Raw genomic sequence first — 25,672 nt, forward strand, 5'->3', positions numbered from 1 at the left:
CGCCGGACATTTATCGCGCACAGGAATTCGACCGAGCGCGACACCGGGCGATCGCCGCATGCGGATGCGTCAGCAGCAATAGCTCTACAGCGGCAGCAATCGTTCTGGCGCAGCCGTAGATCGCTTTCGATAGATCAAAGAGGACACGCCGGCATTGAGTGTGTCGCGATCGACTTTCACTCCGCTTCCCACCCACGAAGCGGAAGCCATCCACGACATAGAACAGAGGAGCGTTCAAAGATGAACCAGATGAGCAGCAATACTCAGGAGGCAAGCGTGAAACTGGAGAGCGCCTCACATATCGGTAGGTCCGCATCCGAGGAACTGGTGCCGTCACGCTACGCCGTACAAATCGGCGAGATTGAAGTCCTGGTGATCAGCGATGGTGTGCTACCTCTTCCAACCGCGATGCTGGGCCATAACGCCGAGCCGGCCGCCCGTGCCGCCTGGTTGGGCGACATGTTTCTGCCGCAGGACGCGTTCGACTGGGCGCTGAACGTCGTCGTAGTCCGTAGCGGCGAGCAGACCATTCTCATCGATGCTGGCCTGGGACTCGACCCCGATTTGAACTTGCCGCGTGCTGGGCAGTTGATGAAGCGGCTGGCGGCCGCCGGCATCGACCTCGCATCCGTAACCGACGTGGTACTGACCCACATGCACATGGATCATGTTGGCGGACTGCTGGTCGACGGGGTGAAGGAGCAGCTGAATCCGGATCTGCGGATCCACGTTGCCGCTGCCGAGGTTAAGTTCTGGGAGTCGCCCGATTTCACACACGCGGTGATGCCGGAGGGGTTCCCGGACGCGCTTCGGGCGGCCGCTAAGCGGTTCGTCAAAGATTATCAGAGTCACCTGCGGCTGTTCGAGGATGAGCATGAGGTGGCGCCGGGCGTGGTCGTGTCTCGCACCGGCGGGCATACCCCCGGACACAGCGTGGTCCGCGTGGCATCGGGCAAGGACCGTCTCATGTTTGCCGGCGACGCCGTGTTCGCGGTCGGATTCGACCACCCCGACTGGCACAACGGTTTCGAACACGACCCCGAGGAGGCGGCTCGCGTTCGCGTCCGGCTTTTGCAGGAGCTGGCGGCCACCGGCGAACTGCTGGTGGCAACACATATGCCGTTTCCTTCCGTTGGCCATGTCGCGGTCGATGGCGAGGCCTTTCGTTGGGTGCCGGTCTTCTGGGACTACTGACCGCTTGTGGAATTGAGGTCGAACCAGACGTGCAACTTTGAAGGCCGTGTTCAGCGCGGCCTTCAAATCCCTGACGCATCGGGCTTTCTCAAATTCCCCTGTCGAACGACGCGCACCGTATAGGCGCTCGCAAATGGAGCCTCTTATGAAAATCGTTATCATCGGCGGAACCGGCCTGATCGGTTCGAAGACTGCAGAGCGCCTGCGCAAGAAAGGGCATGAGGTCATTGCCGCTGCCCCGAAAACCGGCGTCAATACCCTGACCGGCGAGGGCTTGGCGGAGGCACTGAAGCATACAGAGGTGGTTATCGACCTCGCGAACTCCCCATCCTTCGAGGACAACGCCGTGCTCGAATTCTTTCAGAAAGCGGGCAAGAACCTGATGGCGGCGGAATTGGCAGCCGGCGTAAAGCACCATGTCGCGCTCTCCATCGTCGGCGCAGATCGGTTGCCGGAAAGTGGCTATCTTCGAGCCAAGATTGCTCAGGAAAAGATCATTCGGGCAGCCGGCATACCCTATACGATCGTGCGGTCCACACAGTTCATGGAGTTTCTCGGCGGTATCGCCGAGGCGGGCACGGTCAACGGCACTGCTCGCCTGTCGACGGGTTCGTTGCAGCCGATAGCGTCCGAAGACGTCGCCGATTTCGTGACGGAGGCGGCCGTTGCCGCGCCGGCGAACGGCATCATCGAAATCTGCGGGCCCGAGCACGCTCGTCTTTGCGATTTTGCCGCGCGCTATCTCAAGGCGATCGGAGATTCCCGCACCGTCATCGCAGATCCGGATGCCCGGTATTTTGGGGCAAAGCTGGAAGAGGGTTCACTCGTCTCCGACAAGCACCCTCGCGTCGGCCGCATCGGTTTCGATGAGTGGTTTGCGACGACGCGCAGCAAGTAACGATCGGCGCACCGGCGGTCTATTGAGCAGCCCGGTGCCCCAGTCACGAAAGGATGGAAGACATGATCAAGACATTGCATTTTGCCGTCGCCTTGGCGGCTCTTCTCTCAGGTGCGGCGCTCGCACATGATTCGCCAGGTGGCGATGAGGGCGCGAAGGTTACGCTCGTCTATGAGCATGAATTGCCGAACGTTCCTGGCAAGAGCGTGAAGGGCGTTCTCGTCGAATACGATCCGGGCGGCTTTTCGGAGGGCCATACGCATCCAGTATCCGCCTTCATTTACGCTACCGTTCTCGAGGGCGCGATCCGCAGTCAGGTCAATGACGGTCCCGTCACTGTCTATAGCGCGGGTGAAAGTTTTTCGGAATTGCCAGGCGATCGCCACGGAATCAGCGAAAACGTCAGCAAGACCAAGCCGGCAAAGCTGCTCGCCGTCTTTGTGGTCGATACCGCTGAAACGGAACTGACCTTCCCGATCAAGGAATAGACCATCAGGCCGGGCCTCCACTGTTGGCGCCCGGCCTGATCTTTGATTCAACCACAATCGGTGATCTGTGCCATGTTTGGTGATGACAACGCCGTACCGCTTGTCCTGGTCAACTTTCTGGGAGTTGCCGGGATTCTCGTCTGGCACATCCAGGGCGTCACCCGACCGACGGACCGTCTGATCGTCCAGATTCTATTCTTCAGCGCCATGAGCGCGGTGCTTTACCTTGGGGGTATCGCTCCGTATCGGCCTGATGGCGTCTATTTGCAGGGCATTGAAGCGCTGCTTTCAAAATCGGCCAGAATCCTGTGGTGGACCCATCTCGCCTGGGCCGTCATCGGTTTCATCCAGATCTACGTCAGATTGAACCGCAGGCCGCGGGAAGCACACCTCATCCAGGATATGGCCATTGCCACCATCTATCTTGGTGTGGCGCTTTCCGTTGTAGGCTTCGTCTTCGGCATGCCGGTCGGCACCTTGGTCACGACCTCCGGCGTCATCGCCGTTATCTTCGGCCTTGCGTTACAAAATACGCTCAGCGATGTCTTCTCCGGCATCGCGCTGACACTCGGCAGAGCCTATGCGATAGGGGACTGGATTGAGTTGACCGACGGAACCGAAGGACGCGTCATCGAAACCAACTGGCGCTCCACCAACCTGTTGACCGCTACCCACAATGTCGTCGTGCTACCGAACAGCGTCTTGGCAAAGCAGGGCATGACAAATCTCAGCCGCCCCGACGAGACCCACCTGATCACGCTCCGTGTGCGCGTCGCTGCAACGCAAAGACCGCGTGTCGTCGAGGAAATCATGCGGTCTGTGCTGCAATCCAGTGTCCTCGTCAACAAGAGCCCGCCGCCGGTCGCTGCCCTGAAAGCAATCGATGCCATCGCCATCGAAATAGAACTTCAATTCCGCGTGGACAACGTGGCAATCCGAACTCCTGCCAAGAATGAGATCATCGACCTCCTTCATGACCAATGCGGAGCGAACGGGCTTTCGCTCGCTATACCGGCTGAAAGCCTTGCTTTCATGCCTTCACCGATCGACGATCAATCATCCCGGCCGGTCCGGGTCACCGGCTCATAAGATCGTAGCCAGTTGTAGCGATCTCGCTTGCCCTGGTACAGGAAGTCTAACCGAATTACGCGGTTCACTGATGTTCGGAGGCCGTCGCGGCAAATGCGCCCTGCGGATGGCCCGTTTGGTGAGCATCGGTGCGACCTGCAAAAAGCGGTCGGGGGATTGTGGGCTGTCAAACGCGTCAATATGGCTCAGTTTGAGCGGAGTGACGGTCTCGCCGCGAACCCTGGCCTGCCTGCGATGTCGATGGTTGTAGGTGCAGCCACGGATAGAGATGCCGGTGATGCACGCAAAGCTGGAATCGCATCCACGAGATGCTCCCCGATCGGCTCCGCATCGCGCCACAGAAGCTTATCCATGAACCGACGGGGTGCCTCACGAGCAGGCCCGAATGTGGAAAGCTGCGCTCTTGCTCAGAGCGCAGCTCGCAATCAGAGGTTCGTCACACGCTCCGGATCGGCAGAAGCCAGTGCAGCGGCACGCTCGGGCTTCGGCGGATAGATCCAGACGGTGTTGATCTCCTGCTTTGTCGCCTTCGCTTTCTCGCCGACCATCTCCACCTTTCGATCCCAACCCCGGGTAAAGAGGGCCCCGGCATCGCCGAGGTCAAGGCAGGTGACATAGGCTTTCTGATGGTATTGCCGTGCCGGTACGCCTAACAGTTCGGCAGCGGCATTGTTGCCCGCGAAGGCGCCCATGCGTGTGGCGTGCTGGCACGACATCAGTGCGTAGTTGCCGCAGTCGTCGCAAGCAGCGCGCGCAGCATCCCCGGTGGCGAAGACGCCTGGCACGGACGGTACACGCAAGCAGCCGTCGACCAGTAGCCGGTCGAACTTGTCACGTTCGCCGGGAATTTTAGTGGTAATCGGATTGGCCCGCATGCCTGCCGCCCAGATCACGGTCATGGTTTCGATATGCTCGCCAGTACTCAGCGTCACGCCGGACTTGTCGAGCGACGAAACTCCAGCGTTGAGCCGCGTCTCCACGCCGAGGCTGCGCAGCGCTTCCTCAATGATCGGGCGAGGGCCTTCACCCATGTCGGGGGCGACCGCGCTGCTGCGGTCGATGATGATGACGCGCGGATTGGCGGTTTTGTCGAATAGGGTCCGCAGCCGCGAAGGCATCTCGGTCGCCGCCTCGATACCTGTGAACCCGGCGCCGGCAACGACGATGGTGTCACGCGCGGCCGAGGCCGGCAGCTTAGCAAGCTCGTGGAGATGGCGATCGAGGGCAATGGCGTCATCGACATTGTCGATGCTGAAGGCGTATTCGGCGAGGCCCGGAATATTCGGGCGGAACAGCCGGCTGCCGGTTGCGAGCACAAGGCGATGATACTGAAGGGACTTTCGTTCTCCCGCGGCGTTGACGACCTCTACGGTGCAGGCCTTCGTATCAACCGCTTCGACACTACCCTGCACGTAGGCGATATCGACGGCGTCAAATACATTCTGCAAAGGCGCCGTCAGGGTCTCGGGATTCGGCTCGTAAAGCCGTGGGCGGATGACAAGCGTCGGTTCCGGGGATACCAGCGCGATTTCAAGCTCTTCGGCCGAGACGCCTTCGATATCGCGCAGACGGGCTGCGGAAAGTGCAGCGTACATGCCGGCGAAACCGGCGCCTACAATCACAAGTCTCATAATGTCTACTCCGTGTCCTGGGGTTTGCGCGCCACCGTTGCCGCTCCGAATGGGAGACGGTTGACGCAGCGCGGGTTGTTGAAGTGACGTTGCTCAGGCCGTGACGAAGGCCAGTATGTCGGCGTTGACGATATCTGCATGGGTCGTGCACACCCCATGCGGCAGCTTCTCGTAAATCTTCAGTGTCGCGGCCTCGATCAGCTTCGCCGACAATAGAGAGGAGGTGCCGATCGGAACGATCTGGTCGTCATCGCCATGCAACACCAATGTCGGTACGGAGATGCTCTTCAGGTCTTCGGTGAAATCCGTCTCCGAGAATGCCTTGATACCTTCGTAATGCGCTTTGGCGCCGCCCATCATGCCCTGACGCCACCAATTTGCGATGACCGCCTGCGAAGGCTCGGCACCCGGGCGGTTGTAGCCGTAGAATGGGCCACTCGGAAAATCTCGATAGAACTGTGAACGATTGGCGGCCAGTTGGCTGCGTAGTCCGTCGAATACTTCGAGCGGTAAACCGCCGGGATTGGCGGCGGTCTTCAGCATCAGGGGCGGCACTGCCGCAATCATAACGAGTTTGGCAACGCGGTTCTTGCCATAGCGCGCGACATACCGCGCGGCTTCACCACCGCCGGTCGAGTGACCGACATGGACCGCGTTACGAAGATCGAGGTGGTCGATCAGTGCGGCGACGTCGGAGACGTAGTGATCCATGTCGTGGCCCTCGCTCGCCTGGCTCGATCGGCCATGACCGCGGCGATCGTGAGCGATCACGCGAAAGCCCTTACCGAGGAAGAAGAGCATTTGATTATCCCAATCATCAGAGCTGAGGGGCCAGCCATGGTGAAAGACGATGGGTTGCGCGGACTTCGGTCCCCAATCCTTGTAGAAAATCTGAACGCCGTCGCTGGTTGTAATGGAGGCCATTGTATTGATCCTTTGCACATATTTGTTTTACGCCGCCCATCGAAGTGAAGGGGCAGTGGCTAAAATCGGCCATGCTGGCCGCTACAGGTCGCCGCACGCGATCGACCCGCAGTCCGAGCCCAGACCATCCCGTGTCGCCAGGATTATTTGGCTTGGGCGCAATGATGGTTTAGCGAAGCAGGACTGCGGCTGCGCCAGAGGGATTGGCGCCGTTAAAGCGCAATTGCGGTTTAGCGATCGCGCCGACGCACATCGCCCGGTCCCTTATCGGTCAGCTTTCGAAAGAGTGGCCGAAACTGGGCGCGCAGGAAAAACGGGGGCGTGCGGACATAGTAATCACGCGGTCGAGCCGAGTGCATCGAAGAATAACGAACGGTTTCGGAAACGAAGACGAGAGGAACTTAACCGTCAGCGTGGCTGCGCCGCCAATCGGTCGGTGTTTCGCCGGTCAATTTACGGAACGCAGCCGCGAATGCAGTTTGCGAGGCGTAACCGAGGGAGGCCGCGATCGAAGCCACCGAATTTGCTGGATTGCGCAGCATGTTTATGGCCTGCTCAAGCCGATATTGACGCAGCCAGTTGTGCGGGGAGAGCCCGGTGCTTTCCTTGAACGCGCGACAGAAATGAAAACGTGACAGCCCGGAATCAGCTGCGAGGGCTGCGAGGGAGACGTCCGCATCGGCATCGGACCGCAATCGTTCGATGGCCCGGCGCAGCACATTCGGCGCCAGGCCGCCGAGCGCTGGTTGGTAGCTCGGCGCCTTGCCGGTATGCGCAGCCAGCAGGCGTGTGGCCAGAAGATCAGTTAGCTGTTGCCTGAAAAGTGTATCCAGTGCCCTATTGCCTTCCAGGACATCGGCTGCGCTCAGGAGCAACCGAGACGTAATGGGGTCCGGATGCGCCGTTCGCTCCAGAAGATCGGTCGGCGTGAAAGTATCGGCTGCCTCGGCAATGCGTGTCAGTGTCGTGTGAGGGAGATAGAGCTGAACGACATCGACCGGCTTTGGAATATCCCAGCGGGAGCTCGACCCGGCCGGGATGATTATCACAACCCCACGACGAAACGTGCCACTCTCGACCGATCTTCCTGACCGTCGTTCCATGCGCTGCACTGTGCCGTTGTAAGCCATGATGACGTGGTCGGTCATGGGCTCGACGACGTCATGCAAGGGGCCATGATTCCAATGGGCAATTGCACCGCCGGAGGAATCCGCCGCAAGATGAATAGGGGCTGTCCGCAGAACGCGCGACATCTCAGTTGCAGGTGCGTGATCGGCAACCCGCATGCCGTCCGCGGTCGCCCGGGTTGGAGCATTCGCTTCGCTCTCGCGGGATTTGCGGGAGTAAGGCGCGCTCATGACTGCGCGCTCGTCGACTGACGGTGCTCACATATGACCCCGCCAACAATTGCAGGATCGATGGGCATCCGCATGTGATGGCCGACACTGCCAGTCCTACTGCCCATGATATCCCGAATGTCGCGAGCAATGTCGCGGTGCTTTGGTTGTTCGCGCGTTGTGTGATGCAGGGGAAAATATAAGAACTCTCGGAGGGGGGAAATCTATCCTCCAGGATAGGTTGCCTTCGCGATCGGACCTCGTTCTCGATCACGCGGGCTTCAGCGTCCCGCGATGCGCCGCCAGCCTGAGGGGCGGATGTAAAGGCATTAGGCGGTTTCACGCCGGGAGCCACCGCTGACGATCGTTTGCTCCATCACGATGGCGCGGCCTTGACGCGATAAGTGAGCGTATTGCGGCAGGGGTGGAGACGTCAGGCGCCTCCCGAGGGACTTTGGCCCAGCCGATAGGGGAGCTCGTTCAGATCAGCGAAATGCTTGCCTCGGCCGTTTGCTTATCGTGCGGTTCCGCCCTAAGTCTTTGAAGCTACGCACTCCCGACGGAAACCGCTACACGCTTCCTGCACTTGCTACTCGGCGATGATGTCGCGGCCGACCTCCGTGATGCGGCGTTTGCCGCAGAGCGCCATGGTCGTATCCATCTCCTTGCGGATGATGTCGAGCGCGAGCGTGACGCCTTCCTTGCCGAGCGCGCCGAGGCCGTAGAGGAACGGGCGGCCGATATAGGTGCCTTTCGCACCGAGCGCGATCGCCTTCAGGACGTCCTGGCCGGAACGAATACCGCCGTCGAGGTGTACCTCGATCTGGTCGCCGACGGCGTCGACGATGCGCGGCAACATGCTGATCGAGGAATGCGCGCCGTCGAGCTGACGGCCGCCATGGTTCGAGACAATGATCGCGTCGGCGCCGGTCTTAGCCGCCATTTTCGCGTCTTCCGGATCGAGAATGCCCTTGAGGATCAGCGGACCGCCCCAGCGCTCCTTGATCCACTCGACGTCCTTCCAGGAAAGCTGCGGGTCGAACTGCTCGTTCGTCCAGGCCTGAAGCGAGGAGAGGTCGGTTACGCTCTTGGCGTGGCCGAGAATGTTGCGGAAGGTACGGCGGTTGGTGCCGAGCATCTTCATGCACCAGCCGGGCCGCCTCGCCATCATCCAGAGGTGTTTCGGCGTCAGTCGCGGCGGCGCGGACAGGCCGTTGCGAAGGTCCTTATGGCGCTGGCCGAGGATCTGCAGGTCGAGCGTCAAGACCAGCGCGGAACACTTCGCGGCCTTGGCCCGGTCGATCAGATTAAGCACGAATTCGCGCTCGCGCATGACATAGAGCTGGAACCAGAACGGCTTCGTCGTCACCGAGGCGACGTCCTCGATCGAGCAGATGCTCATGGTCGACAGCGTGAACGGGACGCCGAAAGCCTCGGCCGCCTGGGCCGCCAGCATCTCGCCGTCGGCATGCTGCATGCCCGTCAGGCCGGTGGGCGCGAGCGCGACCGGCATCGAAACCTTCTGCCCGATCATCGTCGTTTCGAGCGACCGGTCGGACATGTCGACCAGCACCCGCTGACGCAGCTTGATCCCGGCGAAATCCTCCTCGTTGGCGCGGTAGGTTCCCTCCGTCCATGCGCCGCTGTCCGCATAATCGAAGAAAAGCTTCGGCACGCGCCGTCTGGCCAGGGCCTTGAGGTCCCGTATTTCGAGAATCTGCGTCATGGATCGGCCTCATCGAGTGAATGACAGGCGAGCCCTTATCATGATTTCGGAGGACTTGTAATAGACGCAGAAAACAAGAGGTCAAAAAATCTTACCTCTTGTTTTCAGGGCTGCTCAATCGGCGCCAAGGGTCGATTTACAAGGCTTTCCGGCGACGTAGGTCTCGACCACGGCGCGGTCGTCGCCCATCGTCTGCAGCAGAAAGAGTTCGTCGGCCAGCGAATTGACCACTTCGGCCCTGAGCGCCATTGCGGGCGTCGCCGCCATGTCGAGCACCGTAAGGTCCGCATCGGATCCGGGCTCGAGCGTGCCGATGCGGTCGGCAAGAGACAGTGCCTCGGCATTGCCGCGGGTCATCATGTAGAAGCTGTCGAAGGGGTTCAGCCTTTCGCCCTGCAACTGCAGGATCTTGTAGGCCTCGTCGAGCGTCTTCAGCATCGAGTAGCTGGTGCCGCCGCCGATGTCCGAGGCGACGGAAACGCGCACCGGTTTTTGGCGGCGCTTCAGCGCCCGCAGCGGAAACAGGCCGGAACCGAGGAAGAGATTGGAGGTCGGGCAGAAGACGGCCACCGAGCCGGTCTCGCTCATCGCATCCGCCTCGCGCTCGGAGAGGTGGATGCAATGACCGAACAGGCTTTTCGGTCCCAGCAGACCATAGCGGGCGTAGACGTCGGTATAGTCGGTCGCCTCCGGATAGAGTTGCGAGGTATAGGCGATTTCGTCGCGGTTCTCCGAGAGATGCGTCTGCACATGCAGGTCGGGAAACTCGCCGACGAGCGATTTTGCGACCTCCATCTGCTCCGGCGTCGAGGTGATGGCGAAACGGGGGGTGATCGCCACATGGTTGCGGCCCTTGCCATGCCAGTCGGCAATGACGGAGCGGGTCTCGTCATAACTCATTTCCGGCGTGTCGAGCAGGCCCTGAGGCGCATTGCGGTCCATCATCACCTTGCCGGCAACCATGCACATGCCGCGCTTCAGGCTCTCGGCGAAGAAGGCGTCGGCGGAGGTCTTGTGCACCGAACAGTAGGCCGTCGCCGTCGTCGTGCCGTGGCGGATCATCTCGTCGAAGAAATGGCGGGCGATCCGCTCCGCATGCGCCGTTTCGACGAAGCGGCATTCCTCGGGAAAGGTGTAGGTGTTCAGCCATTCGAGCAGATCGGCCGCGTAAGAAGCCATCACCTGCATCTGCGGAAAATGCAGATGCGTGTCGATGAGGCCCGGCACGATCAGATGCGGGCGGTGATCGAGCTCGGGGACATCCTCGGGTGCTGCCGCCTTGACCGCTGCATAGGCGCCGGATGCCATGATCACGCCGTTCTCGACGAGAAGGGCGCCGTCGCTTTCGTAAGCATAGGCAGCACTGTCTTCGATGCCTTGAGGTTCGCGATGGAAGCTCAGCAGGCGGCCGCGAATGAGGGTGGATGTCATCGTGTCTCCCCGACGGCGCTTTCGAACCAGGCCGTCACCAACCTGCGCTCTTCCACCGTCATGTCGCTTATGTTGCCGGGCGGCATGGCATGGCTGCGTCCCGCCTGGATATAGATTTCCCGCGCACGGGCAGCAATTTCGGCGTCGCTTTCGAGCATGACGCCGTTGGGAGCCCGAACGATTCCTTCATAGACCGGATCGGCCGCGTGGCACATGCTGCAGCGGGTCGAGATCGTTTCCCGGACTGCGGGGAAATGCGCGTTTTCCGCAAAGCGCCTGAAGGCCGGTGCCGTCTCGGCTCGCTCTTCTCCCGTCAGTATTTTCGGCGCCGTCGAGAGCCACATGATCAGGATGAAAAGGAGTGTGGTGACGAGCCAGGTCCAGGTCGGCTTGCCCTTGCGCGCATGCGTGGTGTTGAACCAATGACGGATCGTCACGCCCATCAGGAAGACGAGCGCCGCGATGATCCAGTTGAAGGCCGTCGCGAAGGCGAGCGGATAGTGGTTCGAGAGCATGAAGAAGATGACGGGCAACGTCAGGTAGTTGTTGTGCAGCGAACGCTGCTTCGCCTGCGCGCCGAGCCGTGGATCCGGCATGCGGCCGGCGATCAGGTCGGCGACCACGATCTTCTGGTTGGGGATGATGATCAGGAAGACGTTGGCCGACATGATGGTGGCGGTGAAGGCGCCGAGATGCAGGAAAGCGGCGCGGCCGGTGAAGACCTGGGTATAGCCCCAGGCCATGGCGACCAGGACCAGATAGAGCAGCGCCATCAGTCCCCAGGTGCTCTTCCCGATCGGCGATTTGCAGAGAAGGTCATAGAGGACCCAGCCGAGACCGAGCGAGGCGAGCGAGATCAGGATCGCGGTGGTGGCCGAAATGTCCAGGACATGCCGGTCTATGAGGAAGAGGTCGGCGCCGCCGTAATAGACGATGCAGAGCATGGCGAAGCCCGAGAGCCAGGTCGCGTACGACTCCCACTTGAACCAGGTGAGGTGCTCCGGCATGGCGGCCGGCGCCACCAGATATTTCTGGATGTGATAGAAGCCCCCGCCATGGACCTGCCACTCCTCGCCATAGGCGCCCGGAGGCAGATGATCGCGTTTTACGAGACCAAGATCGAGCGCGATGAAATAGAAGGACGAGCCGATCCAGGCGATGGCGGTGACGACATGCAGCCAGCGGACGGCGAAGGCCAGCCATTCCCAGGCAATGGCGAATTCATACATTCGGGGTCCCTTTTCTCTCCGTTGACGCAGCTTGCGAGAAAAAGCCGAAACGGGAAAGGGGCGTTCTCGGCAATCCACTCTGCAGGTTCAGGCGCCGCAATCCTGATTGAACTCTGAAAGAATCCAGTCGCGAAAATTGCGGATCTTCGGGACGTTGCGTCGAGCATGCGGATAGACCAGCCAATAGTCGTGGCCATCGCTGCCGCGCAAATCGAAGGGCTGATAAAGCCGACCGAGCGCGACGTCATCGGTATAGAATTGAGGAGTGAGGATCGCAACGCCTTGCCCGGCGATCGCGGCGCCTGCTTCGAAGGACTGGGCGCCGAGCCGTGTCGGGACCCGACCGTCGAGGTCCGCGTCGTGGACGCCGGCAGCGCGAAACCACTGCGGCCACCAGCGGTCCTGAGGGTCGATGATGCGCAGCTTCAGGAGGTCGCGCGGTTCATTCACGCCGCCGATCGTCGCGGCGAGCGCGGGACTGAGCATCGGCGTAAACTCTACTTTCATCAGTCGATGGCTGACGAGACCCGGCCAAACGCCCAACCCGGACCGGATTGCCACGTCCACTGCCTCTTTGCTGAAGTCGATCATCGCATCATTCGCCGACAGCCGAACGGCCATGTTCGGCTGGGCGAGCTGGAAGGTGCCGATATGGCGGGCGAGCCATTGCGAGGCGAAGGTCGCAGTCGAACTGATGAGCAGGGCCGACGCTGCATCGCCGCGCGCGGAGGCGACCGCCTCCTGCATCAGTTCGAAGGCTTCCGTCACCTTCGGCGCCAGGCGTTGGCCGACTTCGGTCAGTGCGATCTGGCGGGGACGCCTCAGGAACAGCGGCTCGCCGACGCTCTCTTCGATGAGTTTGATCTGGTAGCTGACGGCCGTCTGGGTCATGCCGAGCTCGTTGCCGGCCTTGGTGAAGCTGCCGAGCCGGGCGGCGGCTTCGAAGACCCTCAGCGCATTCAGCGGGAACTGCTTCGACATCTTCATGGATAAGGTCTCTTGATGCATACAGACGGATGTTCGATTGGAATTCGAGCATCTTTCCCGGCATCCTGCAAGTCAACTTCACCGCTTGCAAAGGGTGCTCAGATGTCTTGCGATACATTGGAATATACTGAAAGAAAACCACTCCTCTCGTTGAACGGGGCGATGCGGCTTGCCGCATCAGCCCTGCGGCGGGTGCGAGGGCGCAGCGCGCGGCTCGATCTGGAATCGACATCCGATTACATGAAGAGAGATTTGGGCTTCATGGATGGTCGCGAACCGCGGCCGGACGATGAAATCCTGCGATAGGGGGAAATATCCTCGATGCGGTTCAGGTCCCTCTAAGCCGCTCCACCGCCATCAGGACACGCTCGGGCGTTGCCGGCGTATCGAGCCGGGGGCACTCGCGATAGTCGGCGACGCTGGCGACGGCCATCGACAGGGCCTCGACCACCGAGATCGGCAGCATGAGGGGCGGCTCTCCCACGGCCTTCGACCTGCCGATCGTCTTTTCCGCGTTTTCCGACCATTCGGTGAGGCGCACGTTGAAGATCTTCGGCCGATCCGAGGCAAGGGGTATCTTGTAGGTCGAGGGCGCATGCGTCCTCAGCCGTCCCTTCTCGTCCCACCAGAGCTCTTCCGTCGTGAGCCAGCCCATCCCCTGGACGAAGCCGCCTTCGATCTGGCCGAGATCGATCGCCGGATTGAGTGAACGGCCCACGTCATGCAGCACGTCGACGCGATCGACCATGTATTCGCCTGTCAGCGTATCGATTGAGACCTCGGAAACGGCCGCGCCATAGGCAAAGTAGTAGAAGGGTGTGCCGCGGCCGGCGGCCCTGTCCCAGTGGATGCCAGGCGTCGCATAGAAGCCGGCGGCGGAGAGCTGGACACGTGCACCGTAGGCCTCCTGCACGAACTGTGCAAACGGTACGAGCTCGTCACCGATCCTGACATGATTGGCGATGAAGGTGACGTTTTCGGCCGTCGTCTGCCAGCGCTCGGCCGCAAAGGCGACGAGGCGCTCCTTGATCTGACGCGCCGCATCGAAGGCAGCCATGCCGTTGAGGTCGGAGCCGGAGGAGGCGGCGGTCGCAGACGTATTCGGCACCTTGCCGGTCGTCGTCGCGGTTATTTTCACCCTGTCGATGTCTATCTGGAAACTGTCTGCAAGGACCTGCGCCACTTTCGTATAGACGCCCTGGCCCATTTCGGTGCCGCCGTGGTTCAGGTGGACCGAACCGTCCGTGTAGATGTGGACGAGGGCGCCGGCCTGATTCAGATGGGTGAGGGTGAAGGAGATGCCGAATTTCACCGGCGTCAATGCAATCCCCTTGCGGATCACGCGGCTCGATCTGTTGAATTCGATGATCGCCGCCCGGCGCGCCTGATAGTCGGCGCTCGCTTCCAGCTCATCGACGATCCGGCCGATGATGTTGTCTTCGATCTTCTGGTGATAGGGCGTGACGTTGCGGCCGGAATGCGCGTCGCCATAGAAGTTCAGCTTTCGGATTTCGAGCGGGTCCTTGCCGAGGGCGTAAGCGATCTCCTCGATTATCCGCTCGCCGCCGAGCATGCCCTGCGGCCCGCCGAAGCCGCGAAAGGCAGTGTTGGAGACCGTATTGGTCTTAAGCGGTTGGGAGGTGAGCTTCACATGCGGATAGAAGTAGGCGTTGTCCGCATGGAAAAGGGCGCGGCCGGTGACCGGGCCGGAGAGATCGGCGGAGAAGCCGCACCGCGCGGCATAATTCGCCTGGACCGCCTTGATGCGTCCCTCCTCGTCGAAGCCGACATCGTAATCGACCAGGAAATCGTGCCGCTTGCCGGTGGCGGTCATGTCGTCGTCCCGGTCCGGGCGGAACTTGACGGCGCGGCGAAGCTTGCGCGCGGCGACGGCGGCGAGTGCCGCAAACTGGTTGCCCTGCGTCTCCTTGCCGCCGAAGCCGCCGCCCATGCGGCGGACATTCACCGTGACGGCGTTGGATGGAACGCCAAGCACTTGCGCGACCATACGCTGGACTTCGCTCGGATGCTGCGTCGACACCCAGACTGCCATTTCGTCGTCCTCGCCGGGAATAGCAAGCGCGATATGGCCTTCCAGATAGAAGTGCTCCTGGCCCCCGATTCGCATGTGCCCCTGGATGCGGCGGGGCGCCCGCTCCAGCTCCCCTTCGGCGTCGCCGCGCTCGAGTGTCAGCGGGGGGGTCACCAGTTCGCCGCCGGTTGCCACGGCATCGATGACATCGATCGCCGGCAGGAAGTCACGATAGGTGATCCTGGCGAGCCGCGCGGCGCGACGGGCGATGTCGCGCGTTTCGGCGATGACCGCGAAGGCCGGCTGGCCATGGAACTCCACCCGCCCGTCGGCTAGCACCGGCTCGTCGTGCAGATGGGTGGGGCTGATGTCGTTGGAATGCGGCATGTCCCTGGCGGTGATCACGCAAACGACGCCGGGCACTGCCGCGACGTCGGAGAGGTCCATCTCCAGGATTTCCGCATGCGCCCGGTCCGTGAGGCCGAGCGCGCCATGCAGCGTGCCGGCGGGTTCCGGCATGTCGTCGATATAATCCGCGGTGCCCGCCACATGCTTGTGGGCGCTATCGTGACGGAGCGGTGCGTGCATCGGGCCGGTGATGGTGCGGGCTTCGAGGGTGGACTTATCCATGCCGCGAGCTCCCATGCATGGAGAGGCCCCTCATCCGGCCTGCCGGCCACCTTCTCACCGTTTTGACGGGGAGAAGGGACGTTGCCGCGCCGCCCTCGTCCGCTCTCCGCGCCAGTGGGGAGAGAATTAGGGTGGGCAGCCATTCCCGCCAACCGGTGAGGGGCAATTTCGACTCGCCGATATTGCGACGGGTACTCATGCCACCTCCTCGAACCGCTGAAGCTGCACCGTTTCCCCCATGCTCTCGAGGAAAAAGCGCATCAGCAGGTTTTTCGCCGCCAGCATGCGATAGGCGCCGGTGGCGCGCCAGTCGGTGATCGGCTGGTAATCGGTCTCGAAGGCGGCTTGCGCCTTGCGGATCGTCTCCTCGTTCCATGGCTGACCGACAAGGGCGGCTTCGACGGTCTTCGCCCGCTTCGGCGTTGCCGCCATGCCACCGAAGGCTATTCTTGCGGCTTTCACCCGGTCGCCGTCGAACGCGATGCGGAAGGCGCCGAGCAGGGCGGAAATATCTTCGTCGCGGCGCTTCGAGATCTTGTAGGCGGCAAAACGCTCGTTCGCGGGCAGAGCCGGGACGAAGAGGCTCTCGACGAATTCTCCGGGCCTGCGATCCTGCTTGCCATAGGCGATGAAGAAATCCTCGAGCGGAAGCGTGCGCTGACCGTCCTTCGAGCGCAGGGTAACCGTCGCGCCGAGAACGATCAGGGGCGGCGGGCTGTCGCCGATCGGCGAGCCGTTGGCGATATTGCCGCCGATCGTGCCCATGTTGCGCACCTGGTCGCCGCCGATGCGGTCGAGCAGCCGGCCGAAGGACGGATAGGCTGAGGAAAGGGCCTCGTGCGCCGCCGTATAGCTTACGCCTGCACCGATCGTCAGCCCTGCTTTCGAGCTTTCGACCCGCTGCAGTTCGGCGATGCCGTTGATGAAGACCACCGGATTGAGCGTGCGCATCTGCTTCGTCACCCAGAGCCCGACATCGGTGCAGCCGGCGACGATCGTCGCGCTGGGATGATCCGAGAGAACGCCTGCAAGATCCGCAGCATCCACGGGTACGATCAGACAGTCCGCGCCGCTGCGGACGACGATCCTCTCCGTTTGCCCCAGCGCCTGGAGGCGCGCCGTAACCGCTTCCCGCGTGCGGGTGATCGGGTCGAAGAGAACGGCCGGGCGCTCCGCCGCCGCGGCTTCCGCCGCGCGCACGATCGGTTCGTAGCCGGTACAGCGACAGAGATTGCCCTGCAGCGCCTTTTCTATCGCCCCGCGGCTTGGTTTTTCAGTGGTAAGCCAGAGCCCGTAAAGCGACATCACGATCCCCGGAGTGCAGAAGCCGCATTGGGAACCGTGAAAATCCACCAGTGCCTGCTGCACCGGATGAAGCGTGCCGTCTGCAGCGGCCAGGTGCTCGACCGTCACCACATGCGTGGCATTCAGCGATCCTGTGAAGCGGATGCAGGCGTTGACGCTTTCATAGACGAGGTTTTCGGCTCCGCTGCCATCCCTGGAAAGCCGGCCGATGAGCACCGTACAGGCGCCGCAATCGCCCTCCGCGCAGCCTTCCTTGGTGCCGGTGAGGCGCCGCTCCAGCCTCAGAAAATCGAGCAGCGTCGCTGTCGGCGCCACGTCGGAAAGGGCGATCTCGGTGTCGTTCAGGATGAAGCGGATGCTGTCGGATGCCTGTGCCATGCCACTTCCTTGTCCCTCAGCCGTCGATTACTGCGCCGTCCAGCCGCCATCCATCGAGACATGCGTGCCGGTGATCTGGGCGGCATCGTCGCTTGCAAGATAAAGCGCCAGGGAGGCAACCTGTTCGACGGTGATGAACTTTTTCGTCGGCTGTCCCTTGAGCATCACCTCGTTGATCACCTGCTCCTCGGTGATGCCGCGCGTTCTCGCCTGATCCGGTATCTGCTTTTCGACGAGCGGCGTCAGAACGTAGCCGGGGCAGATCGAGTTCACACTGATGCCGTTCTCCGCCACCTCCAGCGCCACGGTCTTCGTCAACCCCATGATACCATGCTTGGCGGCGACATAGGCGGACTTGAAGGGGGAGGCCACGAGGCCGTGTGCGGACGCGATATTGATGATCCGGCCCCAGCCTTTTGTCTTCATCGGCGGAATGGCGGCGCGAATAGTGTGAAAGGAGGAGGAGAGGTTGACGGCGATGATCCGGTCCCATTGGTCGACGGGAAAATCCTCGATCTTTTCGACGAACTGCACGCCGGCATTGTTGACGAGGATATCGGCGCCGCCGAAGCGATCGGCAACCGTCGCCATCATGTCGGCAATTTCGGAGGGCTTGGTCATGTCGGCCGGGTGATGAAGCACCGTACCGGAGCTCAGGCCTGCGACTTCGTCCGTGACGGCTCTGATCTCGTCCGGCGCACCGAAGCCGTTCAGGACGATATTGGCGCCGGTCTTTGCCAGGGTCCGGGCGATCGCCAATCCGATGCCGCTCGTGGAACCCGTTATCACCGCAGTTCTGGTCATTCCCGCTCTCTCCGTCCTGATGCCGCACAGGTTATTGCGACGCAACAGCATCAGCCTACGCGCAAATGCGCGGCAGTGACAATTGTGTTTTTCCGCCCGGCAAAGCAGAGTCCCTGTCCGCGACAGCACTTGGCAAAAGTTGCGTTTTGTTTTCGTTTGACATTCGTTTTTCTATCGTATTGAAGTCGTTCGAATGTCGCCCTCGAGGAAGGGCGAGGGGGCGGTATAAGGAAAGCGTATGCGGGCTTCCGCTCGCATTCCGGTCGGCCTTTTCAATCGCGTGCCGAGGAGGGGCATATGGGCGGATTTATTCTCGCGATCGATCAGGGCACGACGTCGACGCGCGCGATCGTTTTCGACGGCAACCAGAAAATCGCAGGCGTCGGGCAGAAAGAGTTCAAGCAGCACTTTCCGAAATCGGGCTGGGTGGAGCACGACCCGGAGGAGATCTGGCAGACGGTCGTCAGCACGGTCAAGGAAGCGATCCAGAAGGCCGGCATCACCGCGAACGATGTTGCCGCGATCGGCATCACCAATCAGCGGGAGACTGTGGTCGTCTGGGATCGCGAGACCGGCAAGCCGGTACACAATGCCATCGTGTGGCAGGACCGCCGTACTGCCGCCTTCTGCGACAAGCTCAAGAAGAAGGGACTGGAAAAGACCTTCGTCAAGAAGACCGGCCTGCTGCTCGATCCCTATTTTTCGGGAACGAAGCTCAACTGGCTGCTTTCCAATGTCAAGGGCGCGCAGGCGCGCGCCGCCAGGGGCGAACTCTGCTTCGGCACCATCGACACCTTTCTGATCTGGCGGCTGACGGGCGGCAAGTGCTTCTGCACCGACGCGACGAATGCCTCGCGTACCCTCTTATACAATATCGCCGAGAATGCCTGGGACGAGGAGCTCACCGACATTCTGCGCGTGCCGAAGGAGATGCTGCCCGAAGTGAAGGACTGCGCGGCCGACTTCGGCGTCACGGAGCCCTCCCTCTTCGGCGCCGCGATCCCGATCCTCGGCGTTGCCGGCGACCAGCAGGCGGCAACGATCGGTCAGGCCTGTTTCAAGCCGGGCATGCTGAAATCGACCTATGGTACGGGCTGCTTCGCCTTGCTCAACACCGGCAAGGACATGGTCCGCTCGAAGAACCGTCTCCTGACCACCATTGCCTACCGCCTCGACGGCGAAACGACCTACGCGCTCGAAGGCTCGATCTTCGTGGCCGGTGCTGCGGTACAGTGGCTGCGCGACGGGCTCAAGGTGATCAAGGCGGCCCCCGATACGGGCTCGCTTGCCGAGAGCGCCGATCCCTCGCAGGAGGTCTATCTCGTGCCGGCCTTCACCGGCCTCGGAGCGCCCCATTGGGATCCGGATGCGCGAGGCGCGATCTTCGGCATGACGCGCAATACCGGCCCGGCAGAGTTCGCACGGGCGGCCCTCGAGGCGGTCTGCTACCAGACTCGCGACCTGCTGGAGGCCATGCACAAGGATTGGCGCCGCAACGGCAATGATACGGTCCTGCGCGTCGATGGCGGCATGGTCGCCTCCGACTGGACGATGCAGCGCCTTTCGGATCTGCTCGACGCTCCGGTCGACCGCCCGGTCATTCTCGAAACAACGGCGCTTGGCGTCGCCTGGCTTGCGGGCAGCCGCGCCGGCGTCTGGCCGAACCAGGAAGCGTTCGCCAAGTCCTGGGCCCGCGACCGCCGTTTCGAACCGGATATGGACGAGGCCACGCGCAAGGTGAAGCTCAAGGGCTGGCGCAGCGCGGTCAAGCGGACGTTGATTGCGGCTTGAATAGGCCGCTGTCTGTCTACGATGCGAAGGCGGCACCCCCCCTCTGCCCGGCAGGGCAGAGGGGGGTAGGATATCGATAACAATGCAACGCATCGCTATCAGGGTATTGCTTCCGGTGCTCCGCGGTAAGCTGGTAAAGTCTTGATCGAACGCCCTTGACTCATTCATAGCTCGTTGGCTATAGATTAACCCATAGTCAATCGGGTATATATCCCAGATGTCCGACGCGCACGACATGCTCTTCAGAACGCTTGCCGATCCCACTCGGCGGGCTCTCTTCGAGCGGCTGTGCCGCGAAGGGGAGAGGACGGTCGGGGCTCTGACGGCTCGCGCCGGTGTCTCGCAGCCGGTCGTCTCCAAACATCTCGGCGTCCTGAAGCAGGCTGGATTGGTGCGCGACCGGCACGAAGGCCGCCACACCTATTATAGCGCGCAACTCGGTGCTCTTGCTCCGCTGGTCGACTGGACGCGTGAGATGGCCGGGTTCTGGCAGAACCGCTTCGACGATCTCGAAGACCTACTGAAAAGGATGGACCAATGAACGAAACGCCGAGCGAAACACGTTCCGTCGTCGTCGAGCGGGAGATCGCTTATCCGCCGGAGAAGATCTGGCGCGCGCTCACCCAACCACACCTGATGGAGGAGTGGCTGATGAAGAACGATTTCAGTCCTGTCGTCGGGCACCGTTTCAACCTGCGCGGCGAGTGGGGTGGCGTGTTGGACTGCGAGGTCCTCGTCGTGGAGCCGAACAAAAGACTGAGCTACGCCTGGAATTTCGCCCATGAGGATCCGGCCTACGACTTGAAGAGCGTGGTGACCTTCACCCTCGTCCCGACAAGCACGGGAACCCAGTTGCGCATGGAGCAGGTTGGATTCCGGCCGGATCAGCGGCAGGCCTATGGCGGCGCCAGGGCCGGATGGCAGCAGTTCTTCGAAAATCTGGAGCGCGTTCTCGCGGGTATGAACTGAAACCCGACCGTCGGGCCGGTGCGGGCTCGCTCGCTTCATGTCAATGGGAGATCATTCAATGGAATGGAACGCCTGGATTCGTCAGATCCACCGGTGGTTGTCCATCGTCTTCACGGTAACCGTCATCGCCAACTTCGCGGCCATGGGATTGGGAGAACCTCCTGCATGGGTGGTCTATTCCCCGCTGCTGCCGCTCTTCCTGCTGCTTTTCACCGGCCTCTATATGTTCGTGCTACCCTATGCCGCGAGGAGGCGCAGCGGCCGGCCCGCGGCAATGAGGTGAAGACGATGGTCGGCAAGACGCCCGGGAAGAGCAGGAATGTTGCGAAGAAGGCCGCCGCCGAGCCGGCCTCTGGACGGCCGACCCTGCTCTCGGGCGGCAACCCCCAGATCGCGAAGGGCTATGGCGATGCCCCCGTGCAGGCCTATATCACGGCGATGCCGGGCTGGAAGAGCGATATCGGGCGGCGCCTCGATGCTCTGATTGTTGAGGCCGTTCCCGGCGTGCACAAGGCGGTGAAGTGGAACTCGCCTTTCTACGGTGTCGAGGACAATGCCTGGTTTCTCAGCTTCCACTGCTTCACCAAATACATCAAGGTGACGTTCTTCCGCGGCGCGGCGCTCGATCCTGTGCCGCCCGGCAGGTCCAAATATCCGGAAGTACGCTACCTCGATGTTTACGAGGGGCAACTCGACGAAGCTCAATTCTCCGCCTGGGTAAGGCAAGCCAGCCGATTGCCCGGCGAACGTATGTAAGCCACAACCATCAGGAAAGTGCAGACCATGGAGAACAGGACGAGCGGTTCGAACGAAGCGTCTCCCTCCAAACTGATAGATGCGAAAATCGATGCTCTTGACGATTGGCGCGGCGAGACGCTCGCCAGTATCCGGAAACTCATCCAGCAGGCCGACCCGGATGTGATCGAGGAAGTAAAGTGGAGAGGGGTCCCCGTGTGGGAACACGCCGGGATAATCTGCACCGGCGAAGTCTACAAGGCGGTCGTGAAGACGACCTTTGCCAAAGGTGCCTCGCTGGAAGACCCTTCGGGCCTTTTCAACTCCAGCCTGGAAGGCAATACGCGGCGCGCCATCGATTTCCGTGAGGGCGAGAAGATCGATGAAGAGGCGTTCATCGCGCTCGTTCGTGCCGCGGTGGCGCTGAACACATCAGTACGCACAGGCGCCCGTTTGCAGAAGAAGCCGAAGAGCGCCTGACTCCAGCGGACATCAGCGGGAAACAGTGCGTTTCCCAAAGGCGCATTTGCGACCTGGTCCTGCGCCGATTATCTCTAGCCTCACGCTAGATCCAATAAGTTGAGGCGCGGAATGCGGGCGGGGAGCCTCACGCACTTTTCCTCATCGCGCGCAGACCTCGCAGGAAGTCAGTCATGGAACTCGGACTCTATACATTCGCCGACGTCGATCCGAATGCAGCCGACAAGGGAGCCGAGGGGCGCCGGCGTCTGGCCGATCTCCTGGAGGAGATCGAGCTTGCCGATCAGGTGGGCCTCGACGTTTTCGGCCTCGGCGAGCATCACCGGCCCGACTATGCGGCGTCGGCACCGGCGGTGATCCTCGCGGCGGCTGCCGCACGCACCAGCCGCATCCGGCTGACGAGCGCGGTCACGGTGTTGAGCTCCGACGATCCCGTCCGCGTCTTCCAGCAATTCGCCACCCTCGACCTCCTATCGAACGGACGCGCCGAGATCATGGCCGGACGTGGCTCCTTCATCGAATCATTCCCGCTCTTCGGCCAGTCGCTGGACGATTACGACCAGCTTTTCGCCGAAAAGCTCGATCTCCTTTTGGCGCTGCGCGATCGTGAAAGGGTCACCTGGTCGGGTGCGCTGAGCTCTCCGATCAACGATCGGGGCGTTTATCCGCGCCCGCTGCAGGACCCGCTGCCGCTCTGGATTGCGGTCGGCGGCACGCCGCAGTCGGTTGCGCGTGCCGGTGCGCTCGGCGTGCCGATGGCGCTTGCGATCATCGGCGGCGAACCGGCACGGTTTGCGCCGCTCTTCCAGCTCTACCGCGAAGCTGCGCGCCGTTCGGGGCAGGATCCGTCGAAGCTGAAGACGAGCATCAACGTCCACGGCTTCGTCGCCGATAGCACGCAAGAAGCTGCAGATCAGTTCTATGGGCCGCAGGCCGAGGTGATGAACCGCATCGGACGCGAACGCGGCTGGGGGCCGACCAGCCGAGCCCATTTCGATCAGGCGATCAGCCCGACGGGCAATCTCTTCCTCGGCGATCCGGAAACCGTTGCCAGGAAGATCGTTGCGCATCGGAAGCTCTTCGGAAACGACCGCTTCCTGCTGCAGATGGCGATCGGTCCGATGCCGCATGACCGGATCCTGCACGGCATCGAACTTTACGGCACCAAGGTCGCGCCTCTGGTACGCGAGATGCTGGCGGAGGAGCGCGCTTCCTAAGCCGGCCGCTTCCGTCGGCACTGGCATATGCGGCGTCGTAGCGCTAAATGTGGCCGCGAAAGCGAGACATCCATGACCCTCAACAACGACGAAGACCTCGAAAGGCTGAAGGAAATCGGCCGGATTTGCGCCAATGCGCTACAGGCGATGGGCGAGGCGCTGGAACCCGGCATTACCACGGCCGAGCTCGACGCGATCGGCCGCAAGGTGCTGGAGGAGGCAGGCGCCCGTTCGGCACCCGAGCTTTGCTATGATTTCCCCGGCGCGACTTGCATCAGCGTCAACGAGGAGATCGCCCACGGCATACCGGGTCTCCGGGTGATCCAGCCGGGCGATCTCGTCAATATCGACGTTTCCGCCGAAAAGGGCGGGCTCTTCGCCGATACGGGGGCGTCCTTTCCCGTGCCGCCGGTCAAGACCGAGATCGACCGGCTCTGCCGCGACGGCAAGCGGGCGATGTGGGTAGGTTTGAAACAGGTCAAGCCAGGCCAGTCGCTTGCCGCGATCGGCAATTCGATCGGCGAGTTCGCGCGCAAGAACCGCTACTCCCTCGTCGCCAATCTGGCGAGCCACGGCATCGGCCGGTCGCTGCACGAGGAACCGAGCGAAATTGCAACCTGGCCGGACCCGTCCGAGCGGCGGCGGATGACCGAGGGCATGGTCTTCACGGTCGAACCCTTCCTGTCGATGGGCGCGCAATGGGCTGAAGGAGGCAACGACGACTGGACCCTCTACAGCGAACCGCGCGCACCGACTGTCCAATATGAGCACACGGTGGTCGTCACCCGCAGCGGGCCGCTGGTCGTGACGCTGCCGGGTTAGGCAACTTAGGAGAAGTGTGCGACGGAAGGCTCTCCCCCTCTGCCCGGCAGGGCAGAGGGGGGTATCACACCCGCTCCCGCTTTTCTCAGCGCAGATCATTCGATTCCATCAATGAACCGTTCAATTATAATGATTTGCCGCTCTCTTGCTGCGATGCAATAACGGGGCATGAGCACTCTCCAGAGACGGCAGGACCGCGAACCGGCGCCCAGGCACTCGACAGAGCCGAGCGGCTTCGAGTCCGCCGGCAGCGGCTCGAGCGGAAGTCTCTCGGCGACCGCGATCGCCGGTGCGGTCGCCATGGCGGTGGCCATGGGCTTCGGCCGGTTCTCCTATACGCCCATCCTGCCGGCGATGATGATCGACACCGGCCTTTCTCCTGCTGATGCAGGCCTGGTCGCCTCGGCGAATTTCATCGGATATCTCGCAGGCGCGGTGCTTGCCGGCTATGGCTGGGCGCAGGGCCGCGAGCGCGGGGTCGGCCTCGCGGCTCTCGTCGCGACGACCGTGCTGCTTGCCGCCATGGGACTTACGTCCTCGGTGCTTGCCTATTCCATCATCCGCTTTCTTGCGGGTCTGGCGAGCGCCTTTGCGATGATCTTCATCTCGGGGATAGTGCTGGGGCAGGGGCTCGCTGCCAGATCCGAGCACGTGCCTTCGGTGCATTTCGGCGGCGTCGGTTTCGGCATCGCGCTTTCCTCCGTCGTGGTCTGGATCGCGCCGCTCGCAGGCGTCGCGGATCTTTCGAAGTCGCAGGCCGACTGGTTCGCGGGCGGTCTGGTCGCGCTGGCGGGTACGGTTCTGGTGGCCGCGTTGCTGCCGGCGGGCCGTCACGCCGCCATTGGCGGTCCACCGGAGGCGCGGCTCGTCCGATCTCGGCCGCTCATGACGATGACGCTGACCTACGGCCTTTTCGGGTTCGGCTACGTGATCACTGCCACGTTCCTCGTCGCCATGGCCCGCGACGCGAGCGGCGGCCACAGCATCGAGTTTCTTTCCTGGCTGATCACCGGAGTGAGCGCCGCCCTGTCGGTCTATCTCTGGCGCTTCGCCGTGCCGCGTCTCGGATTGGCCGGGGTCTATGCGGCCGGATTGCTGGTCGAGGCGGCCGGCCTCATTCTGACGGTTTCGTTGCCTTCCCCCTTTGCGCCGCTCGTCGGCGGGCTGATGCTGGGCGCCACCTTCATGATGGTCACGGCCTATGGACTGCAGATCGGACGACAACTCGCCCCCGAAAGTCCGCGCCGGGCCCTCGCCTTCATGACCGCTGCCTTCGGGGTCGGCCAGATCGTCGGGCCGCTGGTCGCCGGCTGGCTCGCCGAGCGCACCGGAAGCTACGCTTTGCCGACCCTCGTCGCGGCCGTCGTTCTCATGATCTGCGGGATCGTCGTCCTCGCCGAATTGCGCCGGATAAGTGAAGCTCTGGCACGATGACGGGTCCTCACTGATCCGGGCAGGCCGCGTCGGCAGCCACATGAAATAACAGTAACATTCGCATTCCGTAATTGTTGCGCAATGTGATTTGCCCTAGTTTCGGCGCATCAGGAGGCAAGTCCTTGACCTCCCCGAAACGAG

The 25,672-nt window shown here is 62.1% G+C and carries 23 protein-coding genes; 13 read left to right on the forward strand and 10 right to left on the reverse strand.

Annotation, left to right across the window (positions count from 1 at the left end; all coding sequences use genetic code 11):
• Positions 1-240: 240 nt before the first annotated feature.
• The 4 genes from ACFHWW_RS16190 (at position 241) to ACFHWW_RS16205 (ending at position 3,669) form a co-directional block, all read left to right on the forward strand.
• A complete protein-coding gene (locus tag ACFHWW_RS16190) occupies positions 241-1,194 on the forward strand; it encodes an MBL fold metallo-hydrolase (protein ID WP_100670093.1) in 954 nt (317 codons plus the stop codon).
• 145 nt (positions 1,195-1,339) lie between these two features.
• On the forward strand, positions 1,340-2,092 hold the full coding sequence (locus ACFHWW_RS16195; protein ID WP_100670094.1) for an SDR family oxidoreductase: 753 nt from the start codon (positions 1,340-1,342) through the stop codon (positions 2,090-2,092).
• Positions 2,093-2,154: 62 nt separating this feature from the next.
• A complete protein-coding gene (locus ACFHWW_RS16200) occupies positions 2,155-2,580 on the forward strand; it encodes a cupin domain-containing protein (RefSeq protein ID WP_100670095.1) in 426 nt (141 codons plus the stop codon).
• Positions 2,581-2,652: 72 nt separating this feature from the next.
• Positions 2,653-3,669 carry a mechanosensitive ion channel family protein gene (locus tag ACFHWW_RS16205; RefSeq protein WP_379939231.1) on the forward strand — a complete coding sequence of 339 codons (1,017 nt, stop codon included), beginning with the start codon at positions 2,653-2,655 and terminating at the stop codon, positions 3,667-3,669.
• 425 nt (positions 3,670-4,094) lie between these two features.
• Here the strand turns inward: ACFHWW_RS16205 and ACFHWW_RS16210 are convergent, their stop codons facing one another.
• From ACFHWW_RS16210 to ACFHWW_RS16255, 10 genes are all read right to left on the reverse strand, one after another.
• Complete coding sequence (locus ACFHWW_RS16210; RefSeq protein ID WP_275599266.1) at positions 4,095-5,300, reverse strand: NAD(P)/FAD-dependent oxidoreductase; 1,206 nt, start codon at positions 5,298-5,300, stop codon at positions 4,095-4,097.
• Between the two features lie 93 nt (positions 5,301-5,393).
• Entirely contained in the window at positions 5,394-6,224 is an 831-nt protein-coding gene (locus ACFHWW_RS16215) for an alpha/beta hydrolase (RefSeq protein ID WP_324763571.1), read from the reverse strand.
• 401 nt (positions 6,225-6,625) lie between these two features.
• Positions 6,626-7,582, reverse strand: a complete 957-nt coding sequence (locus tag ACFHWW_RS16220; RefSeq protein ID WP_379939234.1) for a helix-turn-helix domain-containing protein — start codon at positions 7,580-7,582, stop codon at positions 6,626-6,628.
• Positions 7,583-8,150: 568 nt separating this feature from the next.
• Positions 8,151-9,287: an alpha-hydroxy acid oxidase gene (locus ACFHWW_RS16225; RefSeq protein ID WP_324763573.1), complete on the reverse strand. Its 1,137-nt coding sequence runs from the start codon at positions 9,285-9,287 to the stop codon at positions 8,151-8,153.
• Positions 9,288-9,401: 114 nt separating this feature from the next.
• Entirely contained in the window at positions 9,402-10,718 is a 1,317-nt protein-coding gene (gene guaD / locus ACFHWW_RS16230; RefSeq protein WP_379939236.1) for a guanine deaminase, read from the reverse strand.
• Complete coding sequence (locus ACFHWW_RS16235; protein ID WP_379939238.1) at positions 10,715-11,947, reverse strand: urate hydroxylase PuuD; 1,233 nt, start codon at positions 11,945-11,947, stop codon at positions 10,715-10,717. Before ACFHWW_RS16235 ends, guaD begins: the two co-directional genes overlap by 4 nt.
• Before the next feature lie 87 nt (positions 11,948-12,034).
• Positions 12,035-12,934, reverse strand: a complete 900-nt coding sequence (locus ACFHWW_RS16240; protein ID WP_198516614.1) for a LysR substrate-binding domain-containing protein — start codon at positions 12,932-12,934, stop codon at positions 12,035-12,037.
• Positions 12,935-13,262: 328 nt separating this feature from the next.
• Complete coding sequence (xdhB, locus tag ACFHWW_RS16245; protein WP_379939240.1) at positions 13,263-15,596, reverse strand: xanthine dehydrogenase molybdopterin binding subunit; 2,334 nt, start codon at positions 15,594-15,596, stop codon at positions 13,263-13,265.
• Between the two features lie 195 nt (positions 15,597-15,791).
• A complete protein-coding gene (xdhA, locus tag ACFHWW_RS16250) occupies positions 15,792-17,279 on the reverse strand; it encodes a xanthine dehydrogenase small subunit (RefSeq protein WP_379939242.1) in 1,488 nt (495 codons plus the stop codon).
• Between the two features lie 27 nt (positions 17,280-17,306).
• A complete protein-coding gene (locus ACFHWW_RS16255) occupies positions 17,307-18,083 on the reverse strand; it encodes a 3-hydroxybutyrate dehydrogenase (protein WP_379939244.1) in 777 nt (258 codons plus the stop codon).
• 297 nt (positions 18,084-18,380) lie between these two features.
• Between ACFHWW_RS16255 and glpK the strand changes: the two genes are divergently transcribed.
• The 9 genes from glpK (at position 18,381) to ACFHWW_RS16300 (ending at position 25,531) form a co-directional block, all read left to right on the forward strand.
• The gene (gene glpK / locus ACFHWW_RS16260) at positions 18,381-19,874 is read left to right on the forward strand and encodes a glycerol kinase GlpK (protein WP_379939246.1); all 1,494 of its coding nucleotides are present in this window, start codon (positions 18,381-18,383) and stop codon (positions 19,872-19,874) included.
• A gap of 217 nt (positions 19,875-20,091) precedes the next feature.
• Positions 20,092-20,415, forward strand: a complete 324-nt coding sequence (locus ACFHWW_RS16265) for an ArsR/SmtB family transcription factor (protein ID WP_379939248.1) — start codon at positions 20,092-20,094, stop codon at positions 20,413-20,415.
• A complete protein-coding gene (locus ACFHWW_RS16270) occupies positions 20,412-20,843 on the forward strand; it encodes an SRPBCC domain-containing protein (RefSeq protein WP_379939250.1) in 432 nt (143 codons plus the stop codon). Before ACFHWW_RS16265 ends, ACFHWW_RS16270 begins: the two co-directional genes overlap by 4 nt.
• Before the next feature lie 58 nt (positions 20,844-20,901).
• Positions 20,902-21,126 (forward strand): hypothetical protein, encoded by a 225-nt coding sequence (locus ACFHWW_RS16275; RefSeq protein WP_379939252.1) that lies wholly within the window; start codon positions 20,902-20,904, stop codon positions 21,124-21,126.
• Between the two features lie 5 nt (positions 21,127-21,131).
• Entirely contained in the window at positions 21,132-21,599 is a 468-nt protein-coding gene (locus ACFHWW_RS16280) for a DUF1801 domain-containing protein (protein WP_379939254.1), read from the forward strand.
• 27 nt (positions 21,600-21,626) lie between these two features.
• On the forward strand, positions 21,627-22,058 hold the full coding sequence (locus ACFHWW_RS16285) for a DUF1801 domain-containing protein (RefSeq protein WP_379939256.1): 432 nt from the start codon (positions 21,627-21,629) through the stop codon (positions 22,056-22,058).
• A 173-nt stretch (positions 22,059-22,231) separates the two neighbouring features.
• The gene (locus tag ACFHWW_RS16290; RefSeq protein WP_379939258.1) at positions 22,232-23,275 is read left to right on the forward strand and encodes an LLM class flavin-dependent oxidoreductase; all 1,044 of its coding nucleotides are present in this window, start codon (positions 22,232-22,234) and stop codon (positions 23,273-23,275) included.
• Positions 23,276-23,347: 72 nt separating this feature from the next.
• Positions 23,348-24,097: a type I methionyl aminopeptidase gene (map, locus tag ACFHWW_RS16295; RefSeq protein ID WP_102762492.1), complete on the forward strand. Its 750-nt coding sequence runs from the start codon at positions 23,348-23,350 to the stop codon at positions 24,095-24,097.
• Between the two features lie 168 nt (positions 24,098-24,265).
• On the forward strand, positions 24,266-25,531 hold the full coding sequence (locus ACFHWW_RS16300) for an MFS transporter (RefSeq protein WP_379939260.1): 1,266 nt from the start codon (positions 24,266-24,268) through the stop codon (positions 25,529-25,531).
• The last annotated feature ends 141 nt before the right edge of the window (positions 25,532-25,672 follow it).

The organism is Sinorhizobium sp. P24N7 (assembly GCF_042436655.1).
Taxonomy (GTDB): domain Bacteria; phylum Pseudomonadota; class Alphaproteobacteria; order Rhizobiales; family Rhizobiaceae; genus Sinorhizobium; species Sinorhizobium meliloti_A.